This is a genomic window from Paenibacillus sp. J22P90 (assembly GCF_059692195.1).
Genome location: NZ_JCAUAY010000011.1, coordinates 64,689 through 77,152, shown reverse-complemented (window position 1 = coordinate 77,152; position 12,464 = coordinate 64,689). Strand labels below are relative to the sequence as shown.

The following is a 12,464-nucleotide window of genomic DNA, read 5'->3' as shown; positions in this document are numbered from 1 at the left end:
GGTAAACTGGAATTAAAAAATGGGAACTGGGAATACTAAAAGGAGGCCATACAATGGGTATGAATGTGGCAAATTGTCCGCGCTGTGGAAAAATATTTGTGAAAGGCTTCGTAGAGCTTTGTCCGAATTGCTTGAGAGAGCAGGAATTACAATATGAGAAATGTTTGAAATATTTGCGCGAGAATAAGGGTGTCAACATTACGGAATTAAGCGAAGCAACAGGCGTAACGATTAAGCAAATCACTAAGTTTGTTCGTGACGGGCGAATCTCCATTTATAATGCTCCCAATATGTCTTATCCGTGCGAGGTGTGTGGAACCCTCATTCGAGAGAATACCATTTGTGAATTATGTCGCCAGAAACTTGTGAAAGATGTCAGTAATCATGAAGCGGATCAACGGCGGAATGAAGAACGTAGACAGCAAGAGAATAAGGTGACCTTTAATATTCATGAACGACTAAAAAATAAGCGTTAATTCGAAATAGGTCTATAGAGATATAAAGTTTTATATAGAAGATGCCGATAATAGTACTAACGATTATCGGTTTTTTATTTTTTTAGGTCAGTGAACATAGGAGTGTATCGGTATGAAAATAAATGAGAATAGCCGTATCGGCGCTGTGAATCCGTATAAGAAAGCGGGAGAAGCATCTTCTGCACAATCCGTTGGTAAGAAGGGCAAAGTGAAGGATCAGGTTGAAATCTCTGCGGAAGCCAAGGAACTTCTAGGAGCTTCAGGAGCTGCTCGTACGGAAGAGCAAAGCCTTAGAATCGAATCATTGAAGAATTCAGTTTCTTCAGGGACTTATCACGTAGATGCTAAGAAAATTGCAGAGAAACTTCTTCCCTACTTGAAATAACTGTCTATATAGATTTATTAAGAATTAGGAGATCGCTATGTCAATTCAACCGTTGATTACGATATTGGAACAGTTACTTGAGGCGCATGAATCACTACTAGAGCTTGCACAAGAGAAGACTCAGGAATTAGTCAGTAATAACGTGAATCAGCTTAATGTGATTGTTAATAAAGAGAGTAAGCTTGTTAGGCATATTAGTGAGCTGGATAAGCAGCGGCTTCATGAAACTGGCAAGTATTTAATTTCGCGTGGATATAACCCGAATCCTCAGGTTACGGTGAGTGACTTGATTAGGCTCATTTTCAAAGCGGAAGAGAAGGTAGCTCTTGCACACGCACATAAGCAGCTTATGGTTGTCTTGGAGAAGTTGAAAGAGATCAACACATCCAATCAACAATTGATACAACAATCACTTTCATTTATAGATTATACCATCGATCTTGTGATGGGACCCTCTGAGGATGATGTCATTTATCGGAACCCTGCTCTGCAGAAAAATGATAAACGATCAGGGATGTTTGACAGAAAGGCTTAGCGTGAAATCGGATCTGAATAAGTACATCTAGGGGGAATCGCTGTGGGATCTACATTCTCTGGCATTGAAATTTCAAAGCGAAGTTTATTCGCACAACAAACAGCCTTACAGACCACTGGACATAACGTGGCGAACGCGAATACACAAGGATATTCGAGACAAAGAGTAAATTTGGTAGCATCTCTCCCATACGAACCTGCGAGCATGACAAGAAGCGCAGTTCCAGGTCAGTTGGGACAGGGTGTGGAATTTGATCAAATCAAACGAGTTCGCGAGAAGTTTCTGGATACGCAATTTTATGATGAGAATAAGACCTTAGGCGAGTGGACCATTCGCAGAGATACGTTAGAGAAGCTGGAAGCTATCGTGAATGAGCCTTCTGATACAGGTATTAGGCAAGTGGTGGAGGGCTTTTGGAGTGCTTGGCAGGATGTCAGTAAGGAACCTGATAACTTGACAGCTCGTGCCGCGCTTAAGGAAAAAGCATTAGCCATGACGGATGCTTTCAATCATACAGGAAAGCAATTGGATGATTTATCAGCGAATCTGACAGATAATATCTCCGTTAAGGTTTCTGAAGCCAATACGATGTTAGAGCAAGTTGCTAATTTAAATAATGAAATATTTAAAATAGAAGGCTTAGGTAATAACGCGAATGATCTAAGAGATCAGAGGGATCTATTAGTAGATAGTTTGTCTAAAATTGTTAATATAACCTCTGTTGATACGACTGGCGGATATACGTTGAGAATGGGCAGTGTTGAGTTGGTTAACGGGATTAGCGTAACCACCCCGCTTGATGCTAGTTCTGTTGCTGCTGATTTACAATCCAATGATTTGCAGAGCGGTGAGATCTATGGAATGCTTGTTTCCCGAGATCAATATTTAGAAAGTTACAAATTCCAATTCAACTCAATGGTGAAGTCTCTTGTCCAAGGACCAGTAACGATAACGTTGCCTGCAGGTGCAGTGATCCCGGCAGGCGCAACTCTTACCGGTGCGACACCAGGAAGCACTTTAGCGGCCGATACGAAAGTAACGGTTAACGGAATTAATGGTCTGCACGCCTTAGGATATACCTTGGAAGATCCACCGAAAAGCGGAATTCCTTTCTTTACTATGAAAGATGGAGCTACAGAGTTTAATGCAAACAGTCTCTCTGTAAATCCGGAGATTGTTAAGAAAGTGGCCAATATTGCTGCTTCCTCACGTACTTATGTAGATACGGATGGCAGTACAAAAGTAGTTAGAGGGAATAATGATATCGCACTAGCTTTGGCGTCCTTTCAGAATCAGAAGTTTGACTTTGATCCAAGCTCTAACGGAACGCCGCTTTTGACTAGCGGTACATTCGACGAGTTTCTCCGTGCCATTGTAGGTCAATTAGGCGTACAGTCGCAAGAAGCAACGAGACAAACCACGAACCAACAAGCACTTGTAGATCAGGTCGATTCGAGAAGACAGTCTGTAAGCGGTGTGTCTTTGGATGAAGAGATGGCGGACATGATTAAATATCAACACGCCTATAACGCTGCGGCTAGATCATTAACCACATTTGATGAAATGTTAGATAAAGTTATTAACAGTATGGGTGTAGTCGGCAGATAATAATTATTTTGTATAAAAGGTGGAGACTCGATGCCAACCAGAATCACGCAAACGATGATTAATACCCAGATGGTTCGAAATTTGGGTACGAATCTCAATCGTATGGATAATCTGCAAAATCAGTTAGCAACAGGCAGAAGAATTAATAAGCCATCGGATGATCCGGTAGGTCTTAGCTTTGCTATGAGATACCGCAGTGAGCTGTCTGCGAATGATCAATACCAAGCGAATGTGGAGTCGGCTACATCTTGGTTGGATTATACAGATTCAACGCTAGGTAAGGTTAATGAAGTCCTTCAGAGAGTGCGAGAGCTAACTGTACAGGCAGCAAGCGGAACTAATCCGCAAACTGCTGAAGATGCTATTAATAGTGAAATTAAGCAGTTATACAGTCAACTCGTTGAGTTGGGCAATAGTGAATTTAATGGTAAGCATGTTTTCAATGGACAGCTTACAGATTTATCGCCGTATACGGAGGCTAATGCTGCAATAACTGATGCCGATAACTCATCCATTCAGTATGAAATTGGTGCAGGCGTACGGATTTCTGTAAATATTACAGGAGAACAGGTATTTGGAAAATCAACAGATGCAGACAACGCATTTAAAATTATGCAAGATTTAATGACCGCTATGGGAACAAGTGATTTGAAGGGGATCAGTGACGGTTTAGCTCGTCTGGATACCAGAATGGAAAGCTTCTTATCCGTTCGCGCGGAAGTAGGCGCTAAGATGAACCGTGTGGATTTATCTAATGAACGCCTGAAGGATATTAATACTAACCTCCAGACGCTTCAAACTAGAGTGGAAGATGTAGATGTTGCTGAAGCGATGACGAACCTCAAAACCTCGCAGAATGTGTATGAAGCCTCTTTATCAATAGGTTCTCAAATTATACGTCCAAGTCTAGTTGATTTTCTCAAATAAGGCGGTGTAGGTGATGTCGTCCGTACCTTCGATTAGACTTGATATCCAGTCTGCCCAGATTGGCATAGATTTTCAGCGAGGACAGTGGGATATTCGTCAGCCTAAAGCTGATATGGAGATGCATACAACGCCGCTAACAATGGAAATACGCTCCCCTCAAGGGGAATTGCATATTGATCAGAGTAGTGCTTGGGATGCGTTAGGGATGGGAAGCCACACAACCTTTATGAATCGGATTTACAGCGAGTCGAAGAATATTGCTCTACAAGGAATTGCAAGCATTGTAGAGAAAGGGAATCGACTAGCAGCCATACATGAGGGTGGTAACCCAATTGCCGATTTGGCAGCACAGCGGGCCTTTGAACCAAGCAGCATGAACTATTTAGGCGAGGCATCTTACGATAATGTTGACCTGGATTATACGCAGCATAAGGTTGAAATTGAAGTGAATCCGGGTAGTGTTGATATTCAGATCACGCCGCATCAAGCTGAGATATCGTACACGCCTGGTAAGGTTTCAATATATATGAAGCAATATCCAAAGGTGGAGATGATTCCACCAGAAATCGACATGAAAGTATGATTGCCCTACAAAGTAGGGTATAGTTTAAACTGTAGATTGACTAATCTATAGTTTTTTTGTTTATCCTTTAAACACTAATCCGTATAGGAGTTGCCACTCATGAATATAACCACTTTGCAGTTTGGTGAATTAAGCATCGCCGAGCAAGAAGTTTTCACATTCCCGCAGGGGATCCCAGGGTTTGAACAGTATATTCGTTATATTTTTATTCAACCCGATCTGGAGTCGCCATTTATTTTCTTACAGTGTGTGGACGATGGGAATGTAGCCCTGTTATTAACGAATCCATTCGAGTTCTTCCCTGATTATGATTTGGAATTATCAGATAGTGTCGTTACTGAATTAGGGATTGAAAGCAAGGAAGATGTGGCTGTTTGGTCGGTTGTAACCGTAGGGGAAAAGCTTGATGAAGCAACATTAAATTTATTAGCACCTATTATTGTAAATGCGAGTACGAGATTAGGGAAGCAGGTCATCCTTCACGGCTCTTCCTACAACGCCAAACATAAACTGATGCAATCGGTTCCATCCGATGACAAATAAGGGGTGACAGGCATGCTTGTTCTAACTCGTAAAAAAGGCGAAGCCATTATGATTGGCGATAATATAGAACTGATCGTAATAGGTACAGAAGGGGACACCGTTCGGCTAGGTATTTCAGCTCCTAAAAGTGTAGAGGTATTTCGAAAAGAGATCTACCTATCGATCCAGCAAGCTAACAAGGATGCTCTTAGCAGTGCATCGAACTTCAATAGTTTAAATGAAATGTTTAAAAAATCGAGAAAAACAGAGTAAATAGGCTAATTACATACGAAAAAACGGAATACTAGATGCTTTATGGGTTCAAATGTCGGAAATTCGCGAAAATAGGACTTAAGAAATAGTCACCTCCTGTCGATATAAATACTATGAGCGATTCCAAGGGCGGCCGACCTGGAAGAAACGCTAATCCACATGGATGTGGAATTTATATAATTCAGGGAGGAATTACCAATGAGAATTAATCACAACGTAACAGCATTGAACACGCACCGCCAATTGTCCACAAACACAGCTAACCAATCTAAATCTATCGAGAAATTGTCTTCCGGTCTTCGCATCAACCGTGCAGGTGATGATGCAGCTGGTCTAGCAATCTCCGAAAAAATGCGCGGTCAAATCCGTGGTCTAGATCAAGCTTCCCGTAATGCTCAAGATGGTATCTCTTTGATCCAAACAGCTGAGGGTGCATTGAACGAAACTCACGATATCCTACAACGTATGCGCGAACTTTCCGTTCAATCAAGCAATGATACGAATACATTAGACGACCGTAATGCTCTTCAAGAAGAAGTGAAACAGTTGAAATCCGAGATCGACCGTATCGGTAACACAACTGAGTTCAATACACAGAAGTTGCTTGATGGCTCCAAAGGTGCTAAGACTACTAGTGCAGATTTGACTGGTGGTGTGAAAGTTGATGTCGCTGCAGGAGTTAAACTGACTGATTCTAGTGAAACTCAAAACAATCAAATAGTGGTAGAATTTAATGATGGTACTACGGCTACACAATTAAATGTTAAAATTGCCGAAGGTGACTACAATGACGTAGTATCTTTTACAAATGCTTTTAATACAGCACTTCAAAAAGCAGCCAAAGAATTAGCAGATAATGGTGGAGTAGATGTTACAGCGGATGTCGCTAAATTCTCATTAGGTTTTGAAGTCGATAACACAGCTAGCAACAATGGAAAAGTTACCTTCAATCTGTCAGCATCAAACGCAGCAGCAGCAACTGATTCAATAGCAATTAAGTTCTCAGGTACAGGTAATACTTTCCTAAATGAGCGATTGGGTATTACTGCAGACTTAACAGTGACAGGAGATGGTACTAACAAAGTAACTTCTTCCGCAACTAATTTCTCGTCTGACGGGACTACAGATTATCAGTGGAATGAATTCAAAGTTTCTATTGAGGATGGAATTGCATCTCCAGAAAAAGTGAATAATCAACTTAAACTGACAATGAATGGATTAGATTTAACTGCTAACGTTGCTGAGGGTAGCTATACAACCACTACTGCTCTTGCTACAGCAGTTAAGACAGCAATCGAAAGTGCTATTGATACGGCAACTGGTGCATTGACTGCTAGCCAGTTAGATAAATTAGGATACAAAGACAGCACTCTTGCAACTGCCCAAGCTGCATATGCTTCTGATCTAAAAGCAAACCTTGCTGTATCATTTAACAGTGAAGGCAAATTACAAATTAGTAATGATTTCGAAATGAAGATCGATGAGACTTCAAATGGTGCTTCTTCCCTTGGGTTGAACGATATCAATTCGGATATTAAAAACTCCGGTGTATCGTTCCAAATCGGTGCTAATGCAAACCAAACGCTTCAAATCGGCATCAGTGATATGAGAACTACTGCTGTTGGTAAAACGAACATTAACGGTACAGATAATTTCGTAGCAGATGTAGATATTTCTACTAAAGAAGGCGCTCAAAATGCTACAAAAATTCTTGATGAAGCTATCAAGAATGTATCTGCGGAACGTTCCAAACTGGGGGCTTACCAAAACCGTTTAGAGCACACAATCAACAACTTGAACACATCTTCCGAGAACCTGACAGCTGCAGAATCCCGTGTTCGCGACGTTGATATGGCGAAAGAAATGATGCAACAATCCAAGGCTAGCATCTTGGCACAAGCTGCTCAAGCTATGCTCGCACAAGCAAACCAACAACCACAAGGCGTGCTTCAATTGCTTCGTGGCTAGCCCTACTGAAGGGGACTCTAGACTCTCTAGAGTCCCCTTTTTATACTCTGAAATAACTATAAGATATTTAAGATCATGACTTAAAAAATTAGTGGAGGTACTAAAATGGATATTGCTGCAATGTCGATGGTCATGAGTCAGACTAACTTAGTGCAAAATGCAAGCTTGTCTGTTATGAAAATAGCGATGGATTCAGCTAAAGTGAGTGCAACTAATCTTACAGAGATGTTAAGTCAGAATACAGTCATACAGCAGTCTGTACAGCCACATCTCGGTAGTAATTTTGATATTAAGGTATAGGTAATAGAATGAAGTAGTTAGTAATCTCTTCCGTTGATCAAATCTAGTTTACCGATGAAATAGACCGTAACCTTTAACCAAGGGCGGTCTATTTATAATTGTTATAGTAGCTAGTATTAGAGTTTTTTCATAAAGGGATTCAGAAAAGTGATGCTACTACCGATATAAAGAGTAGAGAATTCTTTGCAGGATAATGCTTGGAAATTTTATTGATAAGTGGAGGAATGATGATGACTTCGGTTACTCGGATCAGTGGATTGGCCTCAGGTCTGGACACAGATGCGCTGGTAAAAAAAATGATGGATGCTGAAAGTGTCAAGTTAAATAAAATGAAGCAAAATCAACAAAAGTACACCTGGCAAAGTGATGGTTACCGCCAATGGAATTCAGACTTATTTGCGTTTCGGAGTAACACGTTGTTTAATATGAAGCTATCGAGCAATTACAACACTTATTCAACAACTCTTTCGAGTCCAGATTCTATGAGTGGTGTATCATCAGCTGATGCTGTTGTGGGAACATATAGTTATCAGATTTCCAACATAGCCCAATCGGCAACGATGAAGTCTAATATCGATATTGACCAGACTGCTGCATTGGGTAGTGCGACGGAGTTAACTATAACGACCAAAGATCAGACCGGTGCTTCCTACACGACGAAGGTCAGCGTTGTTGCCACGGATAAAATAGGTGACGTGATCGCTAAATTAAATGCGGCCAAAGATAATACAACTGGTAGACCTGAATCTGGAAAAAGTCTTGGCCTGAAAGCGATCTACGATTCCACACTCAAACAGTTTATTTTAAAAACAAAAGATACAGGGGCAAACACACAAATCTCAATTTCGGCAACAAATACCGATACTTCCGACACTTCGCCTAATACATTCCTGGATACAACACTCGGTTTTAAAAGAGCTGCAGATACTGATTTTACAAATGGCTTTAACGGAGGTTCAAGTTCCTATGCGACAGCTCAAAGAACAAGTGCAACTCGTGCGCCAGACACTAGTGCGACTAACTATATAGCTGGATCAGCAAGTATGTTTGATTTGAGTGCTACGGATGTTACAAAGAATGCTAGTATTACAGTTGACGGCAAACGCTTCGATATTGCTTTAGCTTTGCAAAAAAATTGGTCTGGAAAGACACTTGCTGATGTGGTTGCCGAGTTAAAGAAAGTAACCTCTGGCACTAGCAAACTTTCTGATATGGTTGATATTAATACAAACGGTACAGATATTAGTTTTAAGACTAAATCGGCAGGTCCTTCGAGCTCTATTGAGATAGATGCAGGCGATGGTACGCTAGCGGACAAAGTAGCAAATCTTTTCTCTCTTAAAGATGCTTCCGCAGCGACAGCGCTGGGGAAAATTGTTGGAAAAGGTAGTTCTGATCCATCGAATCAAAATATTGCACAAGATGCAAAAATTAAATTTAACGGTACGGACGTCACCTCAGCATCTAATAGTGTGAAAATAATGGGAGTTAATTACACACTAAAAAATGCTACCACAACAGCTCAGACGGTAACTGTTGCGAGTGATATTGATGCAGAAGTGAAAAACATTAAAGATTTCGTTACCAAGTATAATGAGATGTTAGATAAACTCAATAAAGCGGTTAATGAAACAGTCTACAAGGACTTTCAGCCCTTGACTGATGAGCAAAGAGAAGCTATGACAGAAACACAGGTCACAGCGTGGGAAACGAAAGCTAAGAGCGGATTGTTCCATAGTGACAGCAGCTTAAAAGAATTAATTAATAATATGCGAAATCATATAACGTCTAAAGTGGATAATGGGAGCAGTTACAACTCTCTTTCTTCAATCGGTATTGCTTCTCAAAATTATACGGATAAAGGGAAGCTGTATATTGATGAAACGAAGTTGCGGGCGGCGATTCAAGCTGATCCAGAGGCGGTCAAAAACCTATTTTCACAAACCTCCAGCGATACAACAACTGATGTGAAAAAAGGACTGGTAGTTCGTTTGTACGATGATTTTCAGACAGTATTTACTAAAATTCAAGATAAAGCGGGGAGTGCTGGAAATACCCAGTTTGATCAAAGTGTAATCGGAAAGTTGATGAGTAAGACATACAAGGACATTAATACCGAGACAGATCGATTAAGCAAGAAAGAAACTAATTTTTACAGAAAGTTTACGGCGATGGAAACAGCGATGAATAACTATAATTCGCAAAGCTCTTATCTATCACAATCCCTATCAAATGGTGGTTAATCATTCATTTAGTACCTATAAACAATATGTCTCAGTTCACCGATATTAATAATAACTATTATTTTTAGGAGGTCTTTGCTTTGAGTATGAACCAGCCGATTGGAAATGTTCCAAAGCCTAGCGCTAACGTAGTTCCTGCAGCACCTAAAGTTGCGAGCAATGATGTTATTCAGAATGTTCATGATTTAAAGCAAGCACAAGCACAAGGTCAGAATATTCCTATCAGTGAGCAGCAGCTAGTAAAGGCTATTGAACGGGCAATTAAGGCGGTAGAAGGAACCTCCACAACGCTTGACTTCTCAATTCACGAACAGACGAAACATATTATTGTTAGAGTATTAGACAAAAGCAACGGGGAAGTTATTAGAGAAATTCCGAATGAGAAATCGCTTGATTTTCTAGCTAAGGTATGGGAAATGGCTGGAGCCATGGTAGATGAGCGCAGGTAATAAGCGAATAAGATAAGAATTTAGGAGGTATTTGCATGATTTCGGCGCAGCAGAATAAGTATATGCAAAATTCAATTCAAACAGCGAGCCCAACTCAGCTGCTTATCATGTTATCCGACGGTGCGATCCGATATTGTAAACAGGCAATTGAGGCGCTCACTCAAAAGAACTATCAAGATGCGAATAACTATTTAATGAGAGTTCAAGATATCATCCAAGAGTTCATTATCACTTTAGATAAGAACGCACCTATAGCAGACGAGTTGCTACGTTTGTATGACTATTTCCTCTTCCGCTTAGTTGAAGCGAATACAAAGAAGCAAGTGGAATCCGCCGAGGAAGTTTTAGGCTATCTAGTAGAGCTGAAAGAAACGTGGGTTGAAGCCGCGAAGCTTTCTTTAGCATCGAAACATGGATAAGCTTCTCCAGACGCTACATCGGATAACGCAAGAAATCATCGAAGAGCTGGAACAGATGGATTATGAGCAGCTAGCGAGTTTTGTTGAGGACAGACAACTCATTATTAATGAATTGCAATTGATGAATCGGAGTTATAGTGATCAGCAAAAGCTGGTGATTAAGGAAATTCTCCAACATGATGAGGCGATTGTGAAACGGATGCAGCATTTAAAGGATGAAGCCAAGAGCAGCATCGATAAAATAGAACGGGCTCGTGTGCATAACAACGCGTATGAGCAACCCTATGCACAAGAAAGCTACTTCTTCGACAAAAAGAAGTAACCTATCCACAGAAACCTACTGCCGCGGCAATAGGTTTTTTCTTTTATCCCCTGTTTTCCTAAGCAGCCAGAAGAAACCCGTGGATAAACAATACAATCCAGCCCCAGCATGTGAATAAATAGATCATTTCATCTCGAGTTATCCATATTTCTCTCTCCTGAACCTGTGGACAATGTGCATAAACCTGTGAATAAGTTTGTTAATAAAGTGTAAAGAAGCCCGCCACGACAGGATTCTACAAATTACGCAGTTATCCACGGCTTGTAAATACTTGAATTTTCAGAAATATTAATTTCCGATAAAGTTAGAAATTGACAGGTCAAGCAGATCGGTGGTATAGTCAAAATGTAAGGGTTTTCATTTACTTACTTTTATCATTTTATATTTTTCAAAACGAAAGGAATGTGTACGTTATGCAAGGTAAAGTAAAATGGTTTAACGCAGAAAAAGGCTATGGTTTCATCGAGCGTGAAGATGGCGGGGATGTATTCGTTCATTTCTCAGCGATTCAGTCCGAAGGTTTCAAAACGCTAGACGAAGGTCAAGCTGTTGAGTTTGATATCGTAGAAGGCGCGCGCGGACCACAAGCTGCAAACGTAAGCAGACTATAATTATTTGGCACGCGTTGTGCCATCGCATACACCTACGAACATCACCCTGGGGCATGAACCTGGGGTGTTTTTTTGTATTTTGCCTAAAAAGTTTAGAGCGGTATTTAAAGGAATTATGAAGATGGAGTGGAATGTAGTATAATGTAAGCAGGAAGGGAGATGTTTAACTATGGAAATTAGCATTCGCGGAGAACACCTTGAAGTTACTGAAGCCCTCAGAGACTATGTCGACAAGAAGTTGAATAGACTAGAGAGGTATTTTGAAGCTCCCCTTACATCCGATGTACAAGTAAAGCTAAGTGTGGTTAAAGGTCTTCAGGCCATCGAGGTCAGCATTCCGCTAATCGGCGTGCTACTGCGAGCAGAAGAGCGTAACTCCGACATGTACGCATCCATTGATTTGGTTGTGGACAAATTAGAACGTCAAATTCGCAAGCACAAAACAAGAACGAATCGTAAAATTCGCCAAGATGGCTTCAAACGTGATTTGTTCAGAGCAGAGGTCGCAGCAGCTTCCTATGTGGAAGAAGAAGAGGACTTTGAACTCGTACGTAACAAACGCTTCAATTTGAAGCCGATGGACGTGGAAGAGGCAATTCTCCAGATGAATCTGGTGGGTCATAGCTTCTTTGTTTTCTCCAATATGGAAACAGACACGGTCAACGTTGTGTACAAACGGGACGACGGCAAGTACGGCCTAATCGAACCAGCGATGTAATGCAGAAGTAAATTGCCTAATAAATTATCAACATTCCTATACAAAATTGATCACGTAAGCTTAATTCGATCTCATCGGATTAAGCTTTTTCCTTTAAAGAAAGAAATCATCGAGCTAGTATGCAT

16 protein-coding genes are annotated in these 12,464 nt (G+C 40.7%); all 16 read left to right on the top strand.

All coding sequences use genetic code 11. From position 1 onward, the window contains the following. Positions 1-53 precede the first annotated feature (53 nt). The 16 genes from AC58UX_RS27730 (at position 54) to hpf (ending at position 12,339) form a co-directional block, all read left to right on the top strand. Positions 54-476: a TIGR03826 family flagellar region protein gene (locus tag AC58UX_RS27730; protein WP_497258787.1), complete on the top strand. Its 423-nt coding sequence runs from the start codon at positions 54-56 to the stop codon at positions 474-476. Between the two features lie 112 nt (positions 477-588). Next, complete coding sequence (gene flgM / locus AC58UX_RS27725) at positions 589-861, top strand: flagellar biosynthesis anti-sigma factor FlgM (RefSeq protein ID WP_497258785.1); 273 nt, start codon at positions 589-591, stop codon at positions 859-861. 37 nt (positions 862-898) lie between these two features. Then, positions 899-1,396, top strand: coding sequence for a flagellar protein FlgN (locus AC58UX_RS27720; RefSeq protein ID WP_497258783.1), 498 nt, complete (start codon positions 899-901; stop codon positions 1,394-1,396). Between the two features lie 42 nt (positions 1,397-1,438). After that, the gene (gene flgK, locus AC58UX_RS27715) at positions 1,439-3,004 is read left to right on the top strand and encodes a flagellar hook-associated protein FlgK (RefSeq protein WP_497258781.1); all 1,566 of its coding nucleotides are present in this window, start codon (positions 1,439-1,441) and stop codon (positions 3,002-3,004) included. A 30-nt stretch (positions 3,005-3,034) separates the two neighbouring features. Then, positions 3,035-3,931 carry a flagellar hook-associated protein FlgL gene (flgL, locus tag AC58UX_RS27710; RefSeq protein WP_497258779.1) on the top strand — a complete coding sequence of 299 codons (897 nt, stop codon included), beginning with the start codon at positions 3,035-3,037 and terminating at the stop codon, positions 3,929-3,931. Between the two features lie 13 nt (positions 3,932-3,944). After that, a complete protein-coding gene (locus AC58UX_RS27705; RefSeq protein WP_497258777.1) occupies positions 3,945-4,514 on the top strand; it encodes a DUF6470 family protein in 570 nt (189 codons plus the stop codon). Positions 4,515-4,613: 99 nt separating this feature from the next. Next, complete coding sequence (fliW, locus tag AC58UX_RS27700) at positions 4,614-5,057, top strand: flagellar assembly protein FliW (protein WP_497258775.1); 444 nt, start codon at positions 4,614-4,616, stop codon at positions 5,055-5,057. 12 nt (positions 5,058-5,069) lie between these two features. Next, entirely contained in the window at positions 5,070-5,309 is a 240-nt protein-coding gene (gene csrA / locus AC58UX_RS27695) for a carbon storage regulator CsrA (RefSeq protein ID WP_497258773.1), read from the top strand. A 198-nt stretch (positions 5,310-5,507) separates the two neighbouring features. Continuing rightward, complete coding sequence (locus AC58UX_RS27690; protein WP_497258771.1) at positions 5,508-7,277, top strand: flagellin N-terminal helical domain-containing protein; 1,770 nt, start codon at positions 5,508-5,510, stop codon at positions 7,275-7,277. Between the two features lie 105 nt (positions 7,278-7,382). Beyond that, positions 7,383-7,577, top strand: coding sequence for a YjfB family protein (locus AC58UX_RS27685; protein WP_497258769.1), 195 nt, complete (start codon positions 7,383-7,385; stop codon positions 7,575-7,577). Between the two features lie 230 nt (positions 7,578-7,807). Continuing rightward, entirely contained in the window at positions 7,808-9,820 is a 2,013-nt protein-coding gene (gene fliD, locus AC58UX_RS27680; protein ID WP_497258767.1) for a flagellar filament capping protein FliD, read from the top strand. A gap of 86 nt (positions 9,821-9,906) precedes the next feature. Further along, a complete protein-coding gene (locus AC58UX_RS27675) occupies positions 9,907-10,269 on the top strand; it encodes a flagellar protein FlaG (RefSeq protein ID WP_497258966.1) in 363 nt (120 codons plus the stop codon). A 35-nt stretch (positions 10,270-10,304) separates the two neighbouring features. Next, on the top strand, positions 10,305-10,688 hold the full coding sequence (gene fliS / locus AC58UX_RS27670) for a flagellar export chaperone FliS (protein WP_497258765.1): 384 nt from the start codon (positions 10,305-10,307) through the stop codon (positions 10,686-10,688). After that, positions 10,681-11,010 carry a flagellar protein FliT gene (locus AC58UX_RS27665; RefSeq protein ID WP_497258763.1) on the top strand — a complete coding sequence of 110 codons (330 nt, stop codon included), beginning with the start codon at positions 10,681-10,683 and terminating at the stop codon, positions 11,008-11,010. The genes fliS and AC58UX_RS27665 overlap by 8 nt, the downstream gene beginning before the upstream one ends. Positions 11,011-11,423: 413 nt before the next feature. Continuing rightward, complete coding sequence (locus AC58UX_RS27660; protein WP_028556842.1) at positions 11,424-11,621, top strand: cold shock domain-containing protein; 198 nt, start codon at positions 11,424-11,426, stop codon at positions 11,619-11,621. A gap of 169 nt (positions 11,622-11,790) precedes the next feature. Beyond that, a complete protein-coding gene (gene hpf, locus AC58UX_RS27655) occupies positions 11,791-12,339 on the top strand; it encodes a ribosome hibernation-promoting factor, HPF/YfiA family (RefSeq protein WP_497258761.1) in 549 nt (182 codons plus the stop codon). Positions 12,340-12,464 lie beyond the last annotated feature (125 nt).